Here is a 19,036-nt window from a genome sequence, read left to right as displayed (position 1 = left end):
CACCATGTACTCCCTCCTGTTCCGACTGATCTTCCGGCGGATGGACCCCGAGCGGGCCCACCACCTGGCCTTCTCGTGGATCCGGCTCGCCGCCCGGGTCCCTGTCCTGCGGACGCTGGTCGCGGCCGTTCTCGCGCCGCGGCACCGGGCGCTGCGGACCGAGGCGCTGGGCCTGTGCATGCCCGGCCCCTTCGGGCTGGCCGCCGGCTTCGACAAGAACGCGACCGGCATCGACGGGCTCGCCATGCTCGGGTTCGGCCATGTCGAGATCGGCACCGTCACCGCCCAGCCACAGCCGGGCAATCCCCGGCAGAGGCTCTTCCGGCTGGTCCCGGACCGCGCGCTGATCAACCGCATGGGGTTCAACAACGAGGGTTCGGCCGCGGTCGCCGCTCGGCTGGACGCCCGCCGCGCGGCCTTCCCGGCGGTCGTCGGCGTCAACATCGGCAAGACGAAGGTCGTCCCCGAGGATGAAGCCGTCGCCGACTATGTGACGTCGACCGAGCGACTCGCGGCCCGCGCCGACTACCTCGTCGTCAACGTCAGCTCCCCGAACACACCCGGACTGAGGAATCTCCAAGCCGTCGAGCACCTCCGCCCACTGCTCTCGGCCGTCCGCGAGGCCGCCGACCGTACGGTCACCGGCCGCCGTGTCCCGCTGCTCGTCAAGATCGCCCCGGACCTCGCCGACGAGGACGTGGACACCGTCGCCGATCTCGCGGTCGAGCTGGGCCTCGACGGCATCATCGCCACCAACACCACCATCGCCCGCGACGGCCTCGGCCTGGCCACTCAACGGACGGAGATCGAGGCGATCGGCGCCGGAGGGCTCTCCGGAGCACCGCTGAAGGCCCGGTCCCTGGAGGTCCTGCGCCGGCTCTACGCGCGCGTGGGCGACCGGATCACGCTCATCGGCGTCGGCGGCATCGAGACCGCCGGCGACGCCTGGGAACGCATCCTCGCCGGCGCCACCCTGGTCCAGGGTTACAGCGGCTTCATCTATGCCGGCCCGTGGTGGTGCCGCACGATCAACGCCGGGCTCGCCGAGCGCCTCGCCCGGAGCCCGTACGCCACCCTCGCCGACGCCGTCGGCGCCGAGACCCGGAAGGCTGCCGCCTGATGACCGAACCGGAGCCGTTCGGCGCGCGTCTGCGCCGCTCCATGGACACCCGTGGTCCGCTGTGCGTCGGGATCGACCCGCACGCGTCGCTGCTCACCGACTGGGGGCTGAACGACGACGTCAGCGGCCTGGAACGGTTCACTCGTACGGTTGTCGAGGCCCTCGCCGATCGTGTCGCCGTCCTCAAGCCGCAGTCCGCGTTCTTCGAGCGCTTCGGCTCGCGCGGAATCGCCGTCCTGGAGCAGGCCGTCGCCGAGGCGCGCGCCGCGGGGGCCCTGGTGCTCATGGACGCCAAGCGCGGCGACATCGGCTCCACCATGGGCGCGTACGCCGCCACGTATCTGCACCCGGACAGCCCGCTGTTCTCCGATGCCGTGACGGTCAGCCCGTATCTCGGCTTCGGCTCGCTGCGCCCGGCGCTGGATGCGGCGGAGGCCGCCGGCTGCGGGGTCTTCGTCCTCGCGCTCACCTCCAACCCCGAAGGGGCCGAGGTGCAGCGCGCCACCGTCGCGGACGGCAGGTCCCTCGCGCAGGTGATGCTCGACCATATGGCGGCCGAGAACGCGGGGGCGTCCCCGCTGGGCTCCGTCGGCGCGGTCGTCGGCGCGACCCTCGGTGAGGCGGGTGCCGATCTGGCGATCAACGGCCCGCTCCTCGCGCCCGGGATCGGCGCCCAGGGTGCGACTCCGGCGGATCTGCCCGGTGTCTTCGGCGCCGCGGTGGGCAACGTGGTGCCCAGCGTCAGCCGCGGGGTGCTCCGCCACGGCCCGGATGCGGCGGGGCTGCGGGACGCCGCGGCCCGACTCGCCGACGAGGTACGGGCCGCCGTACGGGGGAGCTGACCGACTTTCCCGCCGCGGATCGCGCTGGGAAATCCCTACAGATCCCGCGAGGACCGAACGGGCGCGGGGCCCCTGCCGGGCTCCACGCTCGCCCCGTACGGCGGTCTTTCCACGGTCGCGCAGGTCAGGCTGTTGAACAATTTCGAGGCAAACCCGGGGCTATTTGCCCTAAATGTCCCAGTCAAGCGAGGCTGACCAGGACTTTTCCGCCGTTCTCGCTGACTCCGGCGCACTTGCCCGCTAGTCTCCGTCGCAGAGCGAACGTGCAAGCGCGTTGCTCGTTGCTCCGCAGGTGTGGGGCGACTAGGTTCCTCACCGGTCCGTATCCGACAGTTCGACATCCGAGGTGACGTAGGCGTGGCTCTTCCGCCCCTTACCCCTGAACAGCGCGCAGCCGCGCTCGAAAAGGCCGCCGCGGCTCGCCGGGAGCGGGCCGAGGTCAAGAATCGACTCAAGCACTCCGGTGCGACCCTGCATGAGGTCATCAAGCAGGGTCAGGAGAACGACGTCATCGGCAAGATGAAGGTCTCCGCTCTCCTGGAGTCCCTTCCCGGCGTCGGCAAGGTCCGCGCCAAGCAGATCATGGAGCGGCTCGGCATCTCCGAGAGCCGTCGTGTGCGCGGTCTGGGCTCGAACCAGATCGCCTCGCTCGAGCGCGAGTTCGGCGGCGCCACCTCCTGATGTTCCCGGGCACTCCCGGGAACCTGGATAATCGCTCCATGGCCGCATCATCCCGGGGGACGCACCGTCCCCTCGAGACGCCGGGCGAAACCCCGGCCACTCCGGACGCACGTCCGCGACTGACCGTGCTCTCCGGCCCCTCCGGGGTCGGGAAGAGCACGGTCGTCGCCCATCTGCGCAAGGCTCACCCCGAGGTCTGGCTCTCCGTCTCGGCGACCACCCGCAAGCCCCGTCCCGGGGAGCGGCACGGCGTCCAGTACTTCTTCGTGGAGGACGAGGAGTTCGACAAGCTCATCGCCAACGGTGAGCTGCTGGAGTGGGCCGAGTTCGCCGGAAACCGGTACGGCACGCCCCGAAGAGCCGTCCTCGATCACCTGGAGGCCGGTGAACCGGTGCTGCTGGAGATCGACCTCCAGGGCGCACGGCTGGTCCGTGACTCGATGCCCGACGCGCAGCTCGTCTTCCTCGCCCCGCCGAGTTGGGACGAGCTGGTCCGCCGGCTCACCGGCCGGGGTACGGAGCCGCCGGACGTCATCGAGCGTCGGCTCGAGGCCGCGAGAACGGAACTCGCGGCCGAGTCCGAGTTCGATACCACCCTGGTCAACACCTCCGTCGAGGACGTGGCTCGCGAGCTGCTAGCCTTGATGAGAGTTTCCTGATCTTCTCCCCTTTCGGAAGGTAGAGCGTGTCCTCTTCCATCACCGCGCCCGAGGGCATCATCAACCCGCCGATCGACGAGCTTCTCGAGGCCACGGACTCGAAGTACAGCCTCGTGATCTACGCGGCCAAGCGCGCGCGTCAGATCAACGCGTACTACTCACAGCTCGGCGAGGGTCTGCTCGAGTACGTCGGTCCGCTCGTGGACACCCACGTGCACGAGAAGCCGCTCTCGATCGCCCTGCGCGAGATCAATGCGGGTCTGCTGACTTCCGAGGCCGTCGAAGGCCCCGCGCAGTAGCAGCAATACCGGATCGTCATCCCGGGCCCGGCGGCGCGTCCGCCGGGCCTGTGGTGTGTCATGGGTGGGTACAGGCCCGTAACGAGGTCACGGTGTGGGGAGAGCGATGGACAAGCCCGAGGTCGTTCTGGGGGTCAGCGGCGGGATCGCCGCCTACAAGGCGTGCGAGCTGCTGCGCCGCCTGACCGAGTCCGGCCATGACGTACGGGTCGTGCCGACCGGCTCCGCGCTCCACTTCGTCGGCGAGGCCACCTGGTCCGCCCTCTCCGGCAACCCCGTGTCGACCGAGGTGTGGGAGTCGGTCCACGAGGTGCCGCACGTCCGCATCGGGCAGGCGGCCGACCTCGTGGTGGTCGCGCCGGCCACCGCCGACCTGCTCGCCAAGGCTGCCCACGGCCTCGCGGACGATCTGCTCACCAACACGCTGCTCACCGCCCGATGTCCGGTGATCTTCGCGCCCGCCATGCACACCGAGATGTGGGAGCACCCGGCCACGCAGGAGAACGTGGCGACACTGCGCCGACGCGGGGCCGTCGTCATCGAACCGGCCGTCGGACGCCTGACCGGTGTGGACACCGGCAAGGGCCGTCTCCCCGAGCCCGCCGAGATCTTCGATGTCTGCCGCCGGGTGCTCACCCGCGGGGCCGCGGGCGCGGAGGGACAGGACATGGCCGGGCTCCATGTCGTCGTGAGCGCGGGCGGCACCCGCGAGCCACTCGACCCCGTCCGCTTCCTCGGCAACCGCTCCTCGGGCAAGCAGGGCTACGCCCTCGCCCGTACGGCTGTGGCGCGTGGTGCACGTGTGACGCTCGTCGCTGCCAACACCACCGGGCTGCCGGATCCCGCGGGGGTCGACGTGGTGCCGGTGGGCACCGCCGTACAGCTCCGCGAGGCCGTGCTGAAGGCCGCCGCCGACGCCGACGCCGTGGTGATGGCCGCCGCGGTGGCGGACTTCCGCCCCGCGCACTACGCCGAGGGCAAGATCAAGAAGAAGGACGGCGCCGATCCCGAACCCGTCGCCCTGGTGCGCAACCCGGATGTTCTCGCCGAGATCTCGGCCGACCGGGCGCGGTCCGGCCAGGTGATCGTCGGCTTCGCGGCCGAGACCGACGACGTCCTGGTCAACGGCCGGGCCAAGCTGGAGCGCAAGGGCTGTGACCTGCTCGTCGTCAACGAGGTGGGGGAGCGCAAGACCTTCGGTTCGGATGCGAACGAGGCGGTCGTGCTCGGCGCCGACGGCAGCGAGACTCCCGTGCCTCTCGGGCCCAAGGAGGCCCTGGCGGAGATCGTGTGGGATCTGGTGAGCCGGCGCGTCCGCTGATATTTTCCGATCGTTCCGCGTTGGTCCGGAACCGGGCGACACGCCCGGCTCGTGGAGGGGGAACGGAGCACGAACGATTCATGAACGGTTGGTTCCGCAGGTCATAGCGCTCCCAAGGAGCGAGATGGCTTGTCCGTTCGACGGAAGTGACCGATAAACTGGTGCTGGATCCGCGTCGGGCGCAGCCCCCGCACGGGTCCAGCCATGATCAGCCAGCAGCCGCTGCAACCCCAGGGAGCGATGTGTCCCGCCGCCTGTTCACCTCGGAGTCCGTGACCGAGGGCCACCCCGACAAGATCGCTGACCAGATCAGCGACACGATTCTCGACGCGCTGCTCCAGGAGGACCCCACGTCGCGGGTCGCCGTGGAGACCTTGATCACCACGGGCCTCGTGCACGTGGCCGGCGAGGTGACGACCAAGGCGTACGCCCCGATCGCCACCCTCGTCCGCAACAAGATCCTCGAGATCGGCTACGACTCCTCCAAGAAGGGCTTCGACGGCGCCTCCTGTGGTGTGTCGGTGTCCATCGGTGCGCAGTCACCCGACATCGCGCAGGGCGTCGACGCCGCGTACGAGAAGCGGGTCGAGGGCGACGAGGACGAGCTGGACCGGCAGGGGGCGGGCGACCAGGGCCTGATGTTCGGGTACGCCTGCGACGAGACGCCCGAGCTGATGCCGCTGCCGATCAACCTGGCCCACCGGCTCTCGCGCCGGCTCTCGGAGGTGCGGAAGAACGGGACCATCCCGTACCTGCGCCCCGACGGCAAGACCCAGGTCACCGTGGAGTACGACGGCGACAAGGCCGTGCGCCTCGACACCGTCGTGGTCTCCTCGCAGCACGCCTCCGACATCGACCTGGACTCGCTGCTGGCGCCCGACATCCGCGAGTTCGTCGTCGAGCACGTCCTCAACCAGCTCATCGAGGACGGCATCAAGCTGGACACCTCCGGCTACCGCCTGCTGGTGAACCCCACCGGGCGCTTCGAGATCGGCGGTCCGATGGGTGACGCCGGCCTCACCGGCCGGAAGATCATCATCGACACCTACGGCGGCATGTCCCGCCACGGCGGCGGCGCCTTCTCCGGCAAGGACCCGTCCAAGGTCGACCGCTCGGCGGCGTACGCGATGCGCTGGGTCGCGAAGAACGTCGTGGCGGCCGGGCTGGCCTCGCGCTGCGAGGTGCAGGTCGCGTACGCGATCGGCAAGGCCGAGCCCGTCGGTCTCTTCGTGGAGACCTTCGGCACCGCCACCGTCGACGTGGAGAAGATCGAGAAGGCCGTCGGCAAGGTCTTCGACCTCCGCCCGGCCGCGATCATCCGCGACCTGGACCTGCTCCGCCCGATCTACGCCCAGACCGCGGCGTACGGTCACTTCGGCCGCGAGCTCCCGGACTTCACCTGGGAGCGCACGGACCGGGTCGACGCGCTCCGCTCCGAGGTGGGGCTGTAAGCCTCCGGCACATCACGGCGGCGGGCCCCCCCCCCGCGGGCCGGGGGCGCCCCCCGCGGGGGGGGGGTTGCCCCCCCCCCCCCCCCCGCGGGGGGCGCCCCCCCCCGGGGGGGCGGGGCCCCGCCGCCGTCGTGCGCGGGCGTGCACGCGGGCCGGCCTCCGCGCCGTGAGGTGTCGGTCCTCTCTGGTAGGACGGTGTGTGTGAGCAGCGACAACGGGCCGCCGGGCGAGGATCCGGCGCAGACGTCCCCGGCGGCGGAGCCGCAGGGCGGCGAGCAGCTCGCGCTCATCCGCGAGACCGTGCGCAAGGCGAAGGTGCCCCGGGCCAAGCCCCGTACATGGCGCGGTGCCGCGCTCGCGGAGCACCGGCCGGTGGCGCGGGTGCTGGTCGACAAGGGCCTGATCCACCTCGACCAGTTCTTCGACTACGCCGTGCCCGCCGCGATGGACGCCGAGGCCGAACCCGGTGCCCGCGTCCGCGTCCGCTTCGGCGCCCGCGTGGTCAAGGGCCGCCGCGAGGGCGGCGAACTGCACGACGGCTTCATCGTCGAGCGGCTCGAGGAGAGCGACTACCGCGGACCGCTGGCGCCCATCGCCCAGGTGCTCTCCCCGGAGCCGGTGCTCGGCCCCGCCCTGCTGGCCCTGTGCCGTGCGGTCGCCGACCGCTATGCCGGCGCGCTCGCCGACGTCGTCCAACTCGCCGTCCCGCCACGCCGCGTACGCCCCGAGGCCGAGCCCGTCGCGGACCCGCTGCCGCCGCCCCGGGCGCCCGAGCCCGGCTCCTGGACGCGGTACGCCAGCGGCTCCGGCTACCTCCAGGCCCTCGCCCGCGGCGACGCACCCCGCGCCGTATGGACCGCGCTCCCCGGACCGCAGTGGGCGGACGAAGTCGCCCGCGCCGCCGCCGCGACGCTCGCCTCCGGGCGGGGTGCGCTCGTCGTCGTGCCCGACGGGCGTACGGCCGCGCGCGTGGACGCCGCGCTCACCGCCCTCGTCGGCACCGGGCGCCATGTGCTCCTCACCGCGGACAGCGGGCCGGAGGAGCGCTACCGCCGGTGGCTCGCGGTCAACCGGGGCAGCGTGCGTGCCGTGGTCGGCACGCGAGCCGCCATGTTCGCCCCCGTGCGCGACCTCGGTCTGGCCGCGATCTGGGACGACGGGGACTCCAGTCACGGCGAGCAGCACGCGCCGCAGCCGCACGCCCGCGAGGTGCTGCTGCTGCGCGCCGCGCACGAGAAGGCCGCCTTTCTGCTCGGCGGGGTCGGCTGCACGGTCGAAGGCGCCCAACTCGTCGAAACAGGCTGGGCGTTGCCGCTCGCTGCGCCGCGGGAGCAGGTCCGTTCCGCGGCGCCGCTGATCCGTACCGTCGGCGACGCGGACCAGGCGCGCGACGAGGCCGCGCGCGCCGCCAGGCTGCCCACCGTGGCCTGGCAGGTGGTGCGCGAGGGGCTGCGTACCGGGCCGGTCCTGGTCCAGGTGCCCCGCCGGGGGTACGTCCCTCGGCTGACGTGCGAGCGATGCCGTACCCCGGCGCGCTGTACGCAGTGTTCGGGGCCGCTCGAAGGGCAGGACGAGGGTGGGCTGCGGTGCGGCTGGTGCGGGCGCGCGGAGGCGGACTGGCACTGCGCCGAGTGCGGGGGGCTACGCCTGCGGGCGCAGGTCGTCGGGGCGCGCCGCACGGCCGAGGAGCTGGGGCGGGCCTTTCCCGCCGTACCGGTACGGACCTCGGGGCGCGACCACGTCCTCGACACCGTCCCCGGCAGACCCGCGCTGATCGTGAGCACGCCCGGCGCGGAGCCGGTCGCCGAGGGCGGCTACGCCGCGGCGCTGCTGCTCGACGGCTGGGCCATGCTCGGCCGCCCCGACCTGCGGGCGGGGGAGGAGGCGCTGCGCCGCTGGCTGGGCGCGGCTGCGCTGGTCCGGGGCCAGGACGACGGCGGCACGGTGGTGGTCGTCGCCGAGCCGACGCTGCGGCCCGTACAGGCTCTGGTCCGCTGGGACCCCGCGGGCCATGCGCTGCGCGAACTCGCCGAGCGGGCAGAGCTCGGCTTTCCGCCGGTCTCCCGGATGGCGGCGGTCGTCGGCCGCCCGGACGATGTGCAGGACCTGCTGACGACGGCCCAACTGCCGGACGGGACGGAGGTGTTGGGGCCCGTACCGCTGCCTGCCCCGCCGCCGGGCCGGCCGCGCCGCGCCGGTGACCCGCCTCCGGCCGCGCAGAGCGGATCCCGGACGGGGGAGAACTGGGAGCGCACCCTGCTGCGCGTCCGCCCGGGGAACGGGGCGGCGCTGGCGGCGGCGTTGAAGGCGGCGCAGGCGGCACGAGCGGTGCGACGCGAGGGAGAACCTGTGCGCGTCCGCATAGATCCGCCGGACCTCGGCTGAGGGGCGGGGTCGCGGAGGGTGGGCTCAAGGGGCGGGCGCCCCGGTCCCGCGCCGTCCATGATCGCAGGGACGGGAACTCCCGTTGCCCCTGCCGTCGCATGGGTGATCCGGCAGGTGAGGAGGCGGCGTCGGCTGTGGCACACCCGCGTCGTCGGCTGAGTCGTCGGGCGGTGTCGGCTGCGCCGGGCCCGTCCGGTACGACCTACCGCGAACGCGTACGCCCCCCTAACGCAGCGCGGGCCGCCGATCTGCACCAGGTGCAGTGGCGGCCCGATGCGCGTGACGCGGCGGGATCGGCGTCGGATGCTGGAGGGCCGACGCGAACGGGGTCGGAGGGACGGAGGACGTCAGCCGTGGCGTGGCCCCGGAAGGGCGGTGGGACGCGAGTCCTCGCGCACCGGGTTCCCGGCGCCGGTGTGGGGCGCCATCGAGCGGGCCGCGGGCACGGCCGGCTGCGGTCCGCTGTGCCGGAGCCCGGAAGGCGACGGCGTGACGGGCATCGCCGGGCTCTCGCTCGTATGGACCGGTGCCTCGCTGTCGCCGGCGCTCGCGGCGGTCGTGCGGCGGGCCCCGTAACGGCGGTGCACCGCCTGCTTGGTGACCCCGAGGGCGGAGCCCACCGCGTCCCAGGAGAAGCCCAGGGAGCGGTCGAAGTCGACGGCGGCGGTGACCAGGGTCTCGACGCTGTCGCGCAGTTCCTGGGCGAGCCGCACGGTCGGTGCGGGCGCCCTTCCGTAGACGACGAAGCCCGTGGACGGGCCGCTGCGCCGCGGCCGGTAGACGTTGCCCAACTGGGCGGTGAGGGTGCGCAGTGCGTCCACCTGCCGGCGGACCCGCTCGATGTCCCGCACGAGGAGGTGCAGACTGGCCCGCGCCTGGGCGTCGTGGGTTGCGTTCTCGGCCATGAACAAGCCTCTCGAACCGGCGTTGAATAGGATCGGGCCGCAACTGCGGCCCGATTTCGGTCAATCTCTCTTGACCGGACCAACGCGTCACCTGCCGAAGTGGTCACGGTCCGGTGAGCGTGAGCCTGTTGCCAAGGGGCGCGCGGGAGTGCGCGTGCTGCCATGGACGCGAGCGCCGCCGCGTTCCGCGAGGTCATAGACTGTAGTGCTCCGCCGCGGCCGCCAGCCCCGGCGCCGTCGTTCCCGCCTGAGAGGCAGCGCATCACCGATGAAGCTCGTCTTCGCCGGCACCCCCGAGGTCGCCGTACCCGCCCTTGACGCCCTGATCGCCTCGGACCGCCACGAGGTCGCCGGCGTCGTCACCCGCCCCGACGCGGCCGCGGGCCGCGGGCGCCGACTGGTGGCGAGCCCCGTCGCGCAGCGCGCGGAGGAGGCGGGCATCGAGGTGCTCAAGCCGGCGCGGCCGCGCGACGAGGACTTCCTCGCCCGCCTCCGGGAGATCGGCCCCGACTGCTGCCCGGTCGTGGCCTACGGGGCACTGCTGCCCAGGACCGCCCTGGACATCCCGGCTCACGGCTGGGTGAATCTGCACTTCTCCCTGCTGCCCGCCTGGCGCGGCGCCGCCCCCGTGCAGCACGCGGTGCTGGCGGGCGACGAGGTCACGGGTGCGACGACCTTCCTGATCGAGGAGTCCCTCGACTCCGGTCCGGTCTACGGGGTGGTGACCGAGAACGTACGCCCGACCGACACCAGCGGCGATCTGCTGACCCGTCTCGCCTTCGCGGGCGCCGGCCTGCTCGCCGCGACGATGGACGGCATCGAGGACGGCACCCTCAAGGCCGTGCCGCAGACCACCGAGGGCGTAACCCACGCGTCGAAGATCAACGTCGAGGACGCGGAGATCGACTGGGCGGCGCCCGCGCTCCGCGTGGACCGGCTCGTCCGCGCCTGCGCGCCCGCCCCGGGCGCCTGGACGGTCTTCCGCGGGGAGCGCCTGAAGGTCATGTCGGTGACGCCGGCCGCGGACCGTACGGACCTGGCCGCCGGTGATCTCGCCCCCACGAAGAAGGCGGTCCACGCCGGGACGGGCTCGCACGCCGTCGAGCTGCAGTGGGTGCAGCCGCAGGGCAAGAAGCCGATGCGGGCGGCCGATTGGGCGCGCGGTGTGCGGATCGCGGGCGGGGAGAGGCTGGGCGGGTAGAGGCGGGCTCCCCGGCCAGGTCCTTGAGTCCGGTCCGCGGGACGTAGGCTGGTGGTCTCAGTCCCCATCCGTCTCCGGAGCACATTTCCCGTGAACGACCAGCGCCGTCGTGGCCGTCCCGGCAAGCCGTACCGCCGTCCCCAGAAGGACCCCGTCCGCATCCTCGCCTTCGAGGCGCTGCGGGCGGTCGACGAGCGCGACGCGTACGCCAACCTCGTCCTGCCCCCGCTGCTGCGCAAGGCCCGGGAGACCGAGGGGTTCGACACCCGGGACGCGGCGCTCGCGACCGAGCTGGTGTACGGCACGCTGCGCCGCCAGGGCATGTACGACGCGATCATCGCCGCGTGCGTGGACCGGCCGCTGCGTGAGGTCGACCCGCCCGTCCTGGACGTCCTCGGCCTCGGCGCGCACCAGCTCCTCGGTACGCGCATCCCGACGCACGCGGCGGTCTCCGCGACCGTCGAACTGGCGCGGGTCGTGCTGGGCGACGGACGGGCGAAGTTCGTCAACGCCGTGCTGCGCAGGATCGCGGCCGACGACCTCGACGGCTGGCTGGACCGCGTGGCACCGCCCTACGACCAGGACCCCGAGGAGCACCTGGCCGTCGTCCACTCGCACCCCCGCTGGATCGTCTCCGCCCTGTGGGACGCGCTCGGCGGCGGCAGCGCGGGGATCGAGGACCTGCTGGAGGCCGACAACGAGCGGCCCGAGGTAACGCTCGTCGCCCGCCCCGGCAGGTCGACGACCGACGAGCTGCTGGAGACGCTGGGGGAGGAGTCCGGGCTGCCGGGCCGCTGGTCACCGTACGCCGTGCGGCTGGCCGACGGCGGTGAGCCCGGAGCCCTCGACGCCGTGCGCGAGGGGCGCGCCGGTGTGCAGGACGAGGGCAGCCAACTCGTCGCCCTCGCCCTCGCGAACGCGCCCCTGGACGGGGCCGACAGCCGCTGGCTCGACGGCTGCGCGGGACCCGGTGGCAAGGCGGCGCTGCTGGCCGCGCTGGCCGCGAAGCGGGGCGCGACGCTGCTCGCGGCCGAGAAGCAGCCCCACCGGGCGCGCCTGGTCGAGCGGGCACTCGAGGGGAACCCCGGCCCGTACCAGGTGATCACGGCGGACGGCACCCGGCCGCCGTGGCGGCCCGACGTCTTCGACCGGGTGCTGGTCGACGTCCCGTGCACCGGTCTCGGCGCGCTCCGTCGCCGGCCGGAGGCCCGCTGGCGGCGCCGTCCCGAGGACCTCGACGGTTTCGCGCCGCTGCAGCGCGCCCTGCTGCGGGAGGCGCTCGGCGCCGTACGCGTCGGCGGAGTCGTGGGATACGCGACGTGCTCGCCGCATCCTGCCGAGACCCGTGCCGTCGTGGACGACGTGCTGAAGGGCCGCGGCGGTACGGCCCCCGAGGCGGAGTGGATCGACGCCCGCCCGCTGATGCCCGGCGTACCCGCACTGGGTGAGGGCCCGGATGTTCAGTTGTGGCCCCATCTCCACGGCACGGACGCGATGTACCTGGCGCTGCTGCGCCGTACGGGGTGACGAGGTCCGCTTGCGCAGTGTCTCGGAACGAGTGACCGGCTCTCATTCCGGGTGGCCTCTGTCCGGCCGACCGGGCACGCAAGTGGGGCAGATGTGCCTTCGTTCGCCTCGCTCCTTGCCCCCCATCGGCCCGCCGGACCCGACGCCGTCGACATCACGCGACTCACCCGCTCGACGCCGTAAGGCCCTTCCGCGGTGCCCCGGGACTGTCAGTCGCGCCTTGTGGCCTCCGCGACGTCCGCGGGACCGGGAGCCGCTGACCTGCCGGGTCGAGGGGCGCCGCCGAGATGCGGGTCTCGCTGCGGCCCGCGGCCGCCACGGCAGGAGCGGCTGCGGGGTGATCGTTCAGGGATGCGCGTTCCCGGTCCAGCGCAGCGCTTGTCCGTATCGGAGCCCGGGACGATCGGCCGTCGGGAGAGCGAGGGCCTCTGGTGCGTCTGCTGCCTGACGGTGGCTGCGGCGGGAACTCCACGAAACGCGCCGATCGTTCGGGGGAATCCGCTGATGGAGGGCCCGGGACGGAGAGATCGGGCTCCGCGTCGTCCCCCTGCCGCGGCCGGCCCACAGTGGTGTTGATGTCCGCGTCGCGCCGCCTGCGCCGCGCACTCGGCGTCAGAGCGGCGCGGATGGCCATGTTGAAGGCTTCGTGCGCGGTCCTTGCCCGCGTGACGAAGGTGTGGGTGCCCGGATGACCGTTCACGGTCACGATCGGCAGCGTCACCTCCCACCACCCGGGCTCGGACTCTTCCATCGTCCCGTACGGCTCCAGCGGAACAACTTCCGCGTGCGCACGCTCGAAGGGCTCAAGAGCCCCCTCCATGGCGGACCTCCGGACTGTCACGACAAACCTCCCGCACGGCCGCGCGAGAAACCCTTATGCGTACAAAGCCTGCTCCGGTGAAGGCCGACCCACATCCGGCCACAGCAGACAGTCCCCTCCACCCACGGTCGTGCCGTGGGACCGCTCCCGGTACTCCCCACGGAGTACCGGGCCTGTTCGAGGGATCATGCGGAGGCGAGCCGGGCGTGTTGCCTTCCCTCGTCGTGCCATGGAGGCCGCGCGGGTCCGGGAATCGGCCTACTTCTTGACCCGGTAACGCAGGTGGGTGACGCCCGTGCCTTCGACCACCGCTGTGGGGCCCTCGAACTGCACCGGCGTGACGCCGAGTTCGCCGAACAGCGTCTTCCCGCCGCCCAGGACGACCGGTACCAACTCGACGCCGACCTCGTCGAGGAGGCCCGCCTCCAGGGACTGCCGGGCCATCTGCCCACCGTTGACCACGACATTCCTGTCCCCGGCCAACTCCTTCGCCTTGGCCACCGCCGCCTCGATGCCACCGGTGACGAAGACGAAGTTCTCGTCGTCCTCCGGACGGTCGTCCGGGCGCGTGTGCGTGAGCACGACCGTGGTCACATCCATCGGGTGGCGCCCGCCCCAGGCGTTCGTCATGTCGTAGAGGTACCGGCCGACGACCAGCGCACCGGTGTTCTCCCACTCCGGCTTGACCAGTTCGGCGCTCGCGGCGGAGATGCGGATGGGCGGTACGTCCGGACTGGCCGACGGGATCTCGGCGTCACCGTTGCCGTACCACTGGAACAGCAGGTCGAAGCCGCCTTCTTCCGGTCCGGCGATAAACCCGTCGAGGGACATCGTGGCGCCGGTGGTGACCTTGCTCATCTGGTTGTCTCCTTCGTTGTCCGTGGTGTTGTCGATACGTCGTAGGCAACGCCGTTCTGTCGACATGCCGCGCGAAGGTTCTTTCCGCGGGCGGGGCGAGCACCGACGCGACGGCGATGGTGGCCACCGCGTTGACCCCGACAGCAGCAGCAAGCGCGCGGACGCGCCCGAGATGGGGCGAGCAGTGCCGAGAACAGCGCTCAAGTGCCACCTATCACGCAAAGGCGCAGCCTTCCGGCAGACCTCGCGGACTTCCGCTCCGGGAACTGCTCGGGACCACCCGGACCGGCGACGCGGTCGCTGCGGAGACCGCTCACCGACCTCGTCGCATTCCGGTCACCGCAGTCTTTCGAGCGTGGTGAGCCACCCCGAAGCTCACCGAGTTCAGGAGAGGACACGGGCTCTCGGACGGCGCACGGGGCGCACGGGGCGCACGGCCCGTGCGGCCCGGGGGGGAGCAAAGCCCCGCGCTCCCTCTCAACGAGGTGTTTCACCTTGGACGAGTACTGAGAGCGTGAATCGGGCTGCTTCGCTGGTTGCACTCTCGTGAACTCGTACTCGCGATACGCGAGGAAAGGACACACGCATGTCTTGGAATCGTCGTGCACTGGCCTCCTCCGCCGCCGTACTGGCGCTTGCCGGAATTGTCGCGGCCGGTGCGGCGCCCGCCTCCGCAGCCCCCCAGCCCAACCGGGACATCGTCAACAAGATGAGCGGAGGGCGACTGGCATTGCTGAGCAACGGCACCGGCGAGAACAACGCCGCCATCACGCTGCGCGACCCCGCCTGGAACTACAGCACAGAGAGCTGGGAGACCGACTTCTCGGCCTGGGGAGCAGACGCACCCAACACCTACACGGCCACGTTCAAGAACGAGGCCGCGAACAAGTGCCTCCAGCCCAGCTCCGCCACACCTGTACGGGGAACCACCATCGTCGTCAAGACGTGCGATGGCTCGCAGCTCCAGAAATGGAGCCTGATCCGGGAAATGGTCGGTGATACGCACACCGGCTGGTGGATCTACCGTCCCATGGTCAACAAGGACCTGGCGATGTCCCTGAACCGCTACAACGACGGCAGTTGGGACAGCTTGTATCTGAACTACGCGCAGCCGAGTTCGGATCGCCTGTGGCGGCTCGCAGCGAACAACTCCCCCATCGCCAACAGCTGACCACGGCCAGGACACGGCCCCACGGCTGCCGGGCAGGGCTCACCGCACACAACGAGCCCGGACCGGCTGCTGCCTGTCGACCCGAGCCGGGCCGCCTCCCCGCCAGGGAGGCGGCCCGGCCGTCGCACGGGAGCGTGGTCGGAGCTCCACCGGGCTGTCGTAACTGCCGTACGCGAAAAGGGTGTTGTCGTCGCAGTCCGCGCTGCCCGAGAGGGCATCCTCCACAACTCGACCTTCACGCCTGCTGGTCCGGCAGCCGTCTCCGCCACGGAGGAGGCAGCCGGCTCCCCAACCGCGTCGACCATCACCGGTCGCGCGGGTACGAGGCGCCCGGTGCACCCTGACCGCGGCGGCGGCGGCGCCGCGGTCAGCGCGTCGAGCCGTCCTGTGCCGCCTCCTGTACGTCCGCCCAGCCCAGCGGGTGAGCCTGCGCGCCGTCCGCGGTGAGCGGCTGTTCGCCGCCGGCCTCGCTGAAGACCGTCAGCGCCTCGATCAGAGCGGAGCGTTGCTCCGGGGCGAGGCGCGCCACGATCGAGGCGATCTCGCGCCGGCGCCTGCCCATGACGTCGTCGACGAGCCTGCGCCCCTCGTCGGTCAGCCGGAGAACGGTCTCGCGGCGGTTGCCGGGGTTGGTGCGGCGGTCGGCCAGGCCGGCCGCGATCATGCGGTCGATCATCCGCATCGCGGTCGACGGATTCACCCCGAGCAGGTCGGCGAGTGTCACGAGTTTGGCCGAGCCGTGCGTGGACAGCACTACGAGCAACCGGAACTGAGCGAGTGTCACTCGGTCCTCGACAGCCGCGAGGGACCGTGCGGACACGGCCACCAGCAGCCGCGACGCGGTCAGCACCGCACGCGTCACCGCGTCGACGTCGTCGGTGTCGGTGCCGGGGCCTGTGTCGGCACCGGTGTCCGGCGAGGAGGGGGAAGGCTCGGTCATACCCCCTTTTTACCGCGCTGCGGTGTGCTCCCGGCCGCCGAGGCCACCGTTGCGGGGGAGCCCTCCGCTTCTGCCGCGGCCGCGAGGAGTGGCACCCGGACCCGTACTCCCGAAGAGCTTTGCCCTGTGCAAAGCTTATATGGATGAAGCATTTGGGGCTGCGGACTGCCGCCACCGGTCCGCCGCCCACCCGGCGTGACACGAGCCCGAAGGAGGACCATGACATCCCGAGCCGACGAACCCAACCCGCATCCCTCGCCCACCGGTTGGAGACGTTTCCTGGCGCGGCTGCCCATTCACATGTACCGGATCGGCCTGGGCTCCCTCTTCGGCCATCGGCTCCTTCTGCTCGTCCACACCGGGCGCACCTCGGGGGCCGCCCGCCGGGTCGTGATCGAGGTCGTCGAGCACGATGCGCGGCGCGGTGCGTGGACGGTGGCTTCAGGTTTCGGTGACAGGGCCGACTGGTACCGCAATGTGCGCCACACGCCTCGCGCCACCGTCCAGGTCGGCCGGCGCTTTCACGCCGTCACCGCACGTTTTCTCCCCGCCGACGAGGGCGGGCGGCTCATGGCCCGGTACGCGGCCGCGCACCCGCGCGTCGCCGTCAAACTCTGCGCCTATCTGGGCTTTGCGGTCGACGGCTCCCCGGACGGTTTCCGCCGAGCGGGGGAGCGCATCCCCTTCGTCCGGCTGGAGTCCGTCCCTCCGTCCGGCGCGGTCGGCTGACCGGGGCGATCGGCGGGCCGGCGCCTCCCTGGGGCGGCAGGAAGACGGAGGGGCAGGAAGGCGGAGGCGGGAAGGCCGTGGCAGGAGAAGGCGGAGGCAGGGGCGTCGCCGGCGAAACCCGGGGCAGGATCGTCGGCCGGCGCTGAACATCCCGCAGCCCCGCCCCGTACCCCCTGGTGCGCGCCGTGCCAGCCGCCACACATCAGCTCCCGACGACATGAACGACCTGTTCTCCATGCCGAATCGGGAGGCATCATGCGTCCGAACCGACGCGCAGTACAACCGAAGATCTCGCTGAGCATGATCGTGGTCATCGTCACGGTCTGCCTGGCCGTCACGGCCATGGTGATGGTGGTGCGGGACGACGACGGCGAGGCATCGGCCGCCTCCCAGGCCCCCGCGGGACTGTCCCAGCACACCGGCGGCCATTCCTCCTCGGCCGGGGCGGGCGTGAACACGGGGACCCAGGCGCAGGAATCGGGCCCGCAGACCGTCACCGAGGTGGACAAGACGTTCCTGATCAAGGTCCGGCAGGCCGGGCTCTGGGAGATCCCGGCGGGCAAGCTCGCCCAGACCCATGCCTCCAACGAGTCGGTCAAACGCGCAGGACTGCATCTGATCGACGGCCACAGCCGGCTGGACCAGCTCGTCCGCGAGGACGCCAGGATCCTGGGCGTCCAGCTTCCCAACAAGGCGAGCGCCGAACAGCAGGGCTGGGTACGGCAGATGGAGAACGCCCGCGGGCCCGAGTTCGACCGGCTCTTCGCCAACCTCCTGCGCTCCTCGCACGGGAAGATCTTCGCCACCATCGGCGAGGTGCGGGCGTCCACTCAGAACGACCTGATCCGCCGTCATGCACGCCAGGCCAACCAGACCGTACTGGACCACCTCGAGGTCCTGGAGGACACCGGGCTCGTGGACGGGAAGACGTTGCAGGAGGTCGAGGAGGCCGTGGCGCCCAAGGATTAGGCGTGGATGCCGCCGATCCGGTGCGAGTGTGGCGAGGCTCGGACCGCGGCCCTGGACCTGACCTTTGCACTGTGCAATGCTCTGCCGTGAGGAGGGCCTTGGCCGGATGGTGTCGGCCCATGCCCGGGAGCTCGGCACTGGCACGGTGACGCGACGCGCCACGGCACACCCGGCCCCATCGACCGAAGCCCTCCTCGGTGCAGGAAAAGGCGCCGGCGCGAGCCGCCCGGCACGTCGGGGGAGTCGGGTGGCGCGCCCGGCGCCGCGTCCGCGGGCCCGCCCCGTAGCGGGTCCGTCCAGGAGCCCGCGTCGCCGCGGCCTTGCCGCCCGTCAGGAGCCCGCGTCGACCTCGCGCCAGAAGGCGTCCACCCGTGCGTTGAACTCGTCCGGGACTTCCTGGAAGGGCTGGTGGGCTTCCTCCTCCATCACCTCGAAGCGGGCGCCGGGGATGGCGTCCGCCACGGCCCGGCCCAGCCGTGGAGGGGCGGAGAGGTCGACCCCGCCGGCCAGAACGAGAGTCGGTACGGCGATGTCCGGCAGGCGGTCCGTGGTGTCGTGCACGGCGAAGGCGTCGATCATGCTCTGTACGGCGTCCAGGGACGGCTGGTACGGGAAGTCGAGCACCTCGTCGATGATCCGAGCAACGGTTCCGTCGGCGTGCGCGCGGGGGGTGTAGATCCAGACGTAGAAGGCCTCCAGGAAGGCGCGTTCGCTCGGGGCCAGCTCTGCCATCCAGCGCCACGAAGCCGCCATGGAGCGGGCCAGCGCGTCGAACCGGGCCCAGGTGCTGACCAGGGCGAGGCTGCGGACGAGCTCCGGGTGACGGAGCGTCAGCTCCTGGGCGATGATGCTGCCGCCGGAGAACCCGCAGACATGCGCGGACGGGATGGCCAGTGCGCGCAGCAACCCCGCGGCATCGTCCGCCATGGCGGCCACCGAGACGGGCTCCGGGCGCATCGGCGAGCGCCCCATGCCGCGGTTGTCGAAGGCGGTGAGCCGGTAGCGGTCGGAGAGGCCGTCGAGCTGGGCCTCCCACGCCTCGGCGGGGTCGCCGAGTCCGGCGATCAGCAGGACGTCGGGCCCTGAGCCGCGCTGGTCGGTCCACAGGTCGATGTCGGCGGTGCGTACCTGTTCCGCCACGGTGCATCCCTCGTCCCG

At 72.0% G+C, this 19,036-nt stretch carries 17 protein-coding genes; 13 read left to right on the top strand and 4 right to left on the bottom strand.

Features of this window, described 5'->3' with window-relative positions; all coding sequences use genetic code 11:
- Positions 1-4 precede the first annotated feature (4 nt).
- The 8 genes from ACGFNH_RS06650 (at position 5) to ACGFNH_RS06615 (ending at position 8,758) form a co-directional block, all read left to right on the top strand.
- Positions 5-1,120: a quinone-dependent dihydroorotate dehydrogenase gene (locus tag ACGFNH_RS06650; RefSeq protein ID WP_393651929.1), complete on the top strand. Its 1,116-nt coding sequence runs from the start codon at positions 5-7 to the stop codon at positions 1,118-1,120.
- Positions 1,120-1,962, top strand: coding sequence for an orotidine-5'-phosphate decarboxylase (pyrF, locus tag ACGFNH_RS06645; protein ID WP_393651928.1), 843 nt, complete (start codon positions 1,120-1,122; stop codon positions 1,960-1,962). The genes ACGFNH_RS06650 and pyrF overlap by 1 nt, the downstream gene beginning before the upstream one ends.
- A gap of 357 nt (positions 1,963-2,319) precedes the next feature.
- A complete protein-coding gene (locus tag ACGFNH_RS06640; RefSeq protein WP_393651927.1) occupies positions 2,320-2,643 on the top strand; it encodes an integration host factor in 324 nt (107 codons plus the stop codon).
- 38 nt (positions 2,644-2,681) lie between these two features.
- Positions 2,682-3,302 carry a guanylate kinase gene (gene gmk, locus ACGFNH_RS06635; RefSeq protein ID WP_393651926.1) on the top strand — a complete coding sequence of 207 codons (621 nt, stop codon included), beginning with the start codon at positions 2,682-2,684 and terminating at the stop codon, positions 3,300-3,302.
- A 26-nt stretch (positions 3,303-3,328) separates the two neighbouring features.
- On the top strand, positions 3,329-3,601 hold the full coding sequence (gene rpoZ, locus ACGFNH_RS06630) for a DNA-directed RNA polymerase subunit omega (protein ID WP_003982715.1): 273 nt from the start codon (positions 3,329-3,331) through the stop codon (positions 3,599-3,601).
- Positions 3,602-3,707: 106 nt separating this feature from the next.
- Positions 3,708-4,922 (top strand): bifunctional phosphopantothenoylcysteine decarboxylase/phosphopantothenate--cysteine ligase CoaBC, encoded by a 1,215-nt coding sequence (coaBC, locus tag ACGFNH_RS06625; RefSeq protein WP_393651925.1) that lies wholly within the window; start codon positions 3,708-3,710, stop codon positions 4,920-4,922.
- A gap of 242 nt (positions 4,923-5,164) precedes the next feature.
- Complete coding sequence (gene metK, locus ACGFNH_RS06620) at positions 5,165-6,373, top strand: methionine adenosyltransferase (protein WP_393651924.1); 1,209 nt, start codon at positions 5,165-5,167, stop codon at positions 6,371-6,373.
- Between the two features lie 201 nt (positions 6,374-6,574).
- The gene (locus tag ACGFNH_RS06615; protein WP_393651923.1) at positions 6,575-8,758 is read left to right on the top strand and encodes a primosomal protein N'; all 2,184 of its coding nucleotides are present in this window, start codon (positions 6,575-6,577) and stop codon (positions 8,756-8,758) included.
- A gap of 347 nt (positions 8,759-9,105) precedes the next feature.
- Here ACGFNH_RS06615 and ACGFNH_RS06610 read toward each other — a convergent pair whose 3' ends face one another.
- Positions 9,106-9,663, bottom strand: a complete 558-nt coding sequence (locus ACGFNH_RS06610) for a hypothetical protein (RefSeq protein WP_393651922.1) — start codon at positions 9,661-9,663, stop codon at positions 9,106-9,108.
- 268 nt (positions 9,664-9,931) lie between these two features.
- Here ACGFNH_RS06610 and fmt point away from each other — a divergent pair, with 268 nt between their 5' ends.
- Positions 9,932-10,864 (top strand): methionyl-tRNA formyltransferase, encoded by a 933-nt coding sequence (gene fmt / locus ACGFNH_RS06605; protein ID WP_393651921.1) that lies wholly within the window; start codon positions 9,932-9,934, stop codon positions 10,862-10,864.
- Positions 10,865-10,954: 90 nt separating this feature from the next.
- Positions 10,955-12,391: an RsmB/NOP family class I SAM-dependent RNA methyltransferase gene (locus ACGFNH_RS06600; RefSeq protein ID WP_393651920.1), complete on the top strand. Its 1,437-nt coding sequence runs from the start codon at positions 10,955-10,957 to the stop codon at positions 12,389-12,391.
- A 1,078-nt stretch (positions 12,392-13,469) separates the two neighbouring features.
- On the opposite strand, the gene ACGFNH_RS06595 is transcribed toward ACGFNH_RS06600, so the two are convergent.
- Positions 13,470-14,069, bottom strand: a complete 600-nt coding sequence (locus ACGFNH_RS06595; protein ID WP_393651919.1) for a dihydrofolate reductase family protein — start codon at positions 14,067-14,069, stop codon at positions 13,470-13,472.
- 586 nt (positions 14,070-14,655) lie between these two features.
- Here ACGFNH_RS06595 and ACGFNH_RS06590 point away from each other — a divergent pair.
- On the top strand, positions 14,656-15,240 hold the full coding sequence (locus ACGFNH_RS06590) for an RICIN domain-containing protein (protein WP_393651918.1): 585 nt from the start codon (positions 14,656-14,658) through the stop codon (positions 15,238-15,240).
- A gap of 367 nt (positions 15,241-15,607) precedes the next feature.
- On the opposite strand, the gene ACGFNH_RS06585 is transcribed toward ACGFNH_RS06590, so the two are convergent.
- The gene (locus ACGFNH_RS06585; RefSeq protein ID WP_393651917.1) at positions 15,608-16,180 is read right to left on the bottom strand and encodes a MarR family winged helix-turn-helix transcriptional regulator; all 573 of its coding nucleotides are present in this window, start codon (positions 16,178-16,180) and stop codon (positions 15,608-15,610) included.
- 219 nt (positions 16,181-16,399) lie between these two features.
- On the opposite strand from ACGFNH_RS06585, the gene ACGFNH_RS06580 reads away from it, so the two are divergent.
- On the top strand, positions 16,400-16,909 hold the full coding sequence (locus ACGFNH_RS06580; RefSeq protein WP_393651916.1) for a nitroreductase family deazaflavin-dependent oxidoreductase: 510 nt from the start codon (positions 16,400-16,402) through the stop codon (positions 16,907-16,909).
- Between the two features lie 255 nt (positions 16,910-17,164).
- Positions 17,165-17,878, top strand: coding sequence for a DUF4142 domain-containing protein (locus tag ACGFNH_RS06575; protein ID WP_393651915.1), 714 nt, complete (start codon positions 17,165-17,167; stop codon positions 17,876-17,878).
- A 330-nt stretch (positions 17,879-18,208) separates the two neighbouring features.
- On the opposite strand, the gene ACGFNH_RS06570 is transcribed toward ACGFNH_RS06575, so the two are convergent.
- On the bottom strand, positions 18,209-19,018 hold the full coding sequence (locus ACGFNH_RS06570) for an alpha/beta fold hydrolase (protein ID WP_393651914.1): 810 nt from the start codon (positions 19,016-19,018) through the stop codon (positions 18,209-18,211).
- Positions 19,019-19,036 lie beyond the last annotated feature (18 nt).

Origin of the sequence: Streptomyces sp. NPDC048639 (genome assembly GCF_043199075.1) — a bacterium.
In the GTDB taxonomy this organism is placed as follows: domain Bacteria; phylum Actinomycetota; class Actinomycetes; order Streptomycetales; family Streptomycetaceae; genus Streptomyces.
This window is presented reverse-complemented; position numbering and strand designations above follow the sequence as displayed.

Coding starts and splice junctions, on each gene's coding strand:
- ACGFNH_RS06580 (WP_393651916.1), top strand. CDS start 16,400: ATGACATCCCGAGCCGACGAACCCAACCCGCATCCCTCGCCCACCGGT.
- ACGFNH_RS06650 (WP_393651929.1), top strand. CDS start 5: ATGTACTCCCTCCTGTTCCGACTGATCTTCCGGCGGATGGACCCCGAG.
- ACGFNH_RS06585 (WP_393651917.1), bottom strand. CDS start 16,180: ATGACCGAGCCTTCCCCCTCCTCGCCGGACACCGGTGCCGACACAGGC.
- ACGFNH_RS06575 (WP_393651915.1), top strand. CDS start 17,165: ATGCGTCCGAACCGACGCGCAGTACAACCGAAGATCTCGCTGAGCATG.
- fmt (WP_393651921.1), top strand. CDS start 9,932: ATGAAGCTCGTCTTCGCCGGCACCCCCGAGGTCGCCGTACCCGCCCTT.
- gmk (WP_393651926.1), top strand. CDS start 2,682: ATGGCCGCATCATCCCGGGGGACGCACCGTCCCCTCGAGACGCCGGGC.
- ACGFNH_RS06595 (WP_393651919.1), bottom strand. CDS start 14,069: ATGAGCAAGGTCACCACCGGCGCCACGATGTCCCTCGACGGGTTTATC.
- ACGFNH_RS06610 (WP_393651922.1), bottom strand. CDS start 9,663: ATGGCCGAGAACGCAACCCACGACGCCCAGGCGCGGGCCAGTCTGCAC.
- coaBC (WP_393651925.1), top strand. CDS start 3,708: ATGGACAAGCCCGAGGTCGTTCTGGGGGTCAGCGGCGGGATCGCCGCC.
- ACGFNH_RS06590 (WP_393651918.1), top strand. CDS start 14,656: ATGTCTTGGAATCGTCGTGCACTGGCCTCCTCCGCCGCCGTACTGGCG.
- pyrF (WP_393651928.1), top strand. CDS start 1,120: ATGACCGAACCGGAGCCGTTCGGCGCGCGTCTGCGCCGCTCCATGGAC.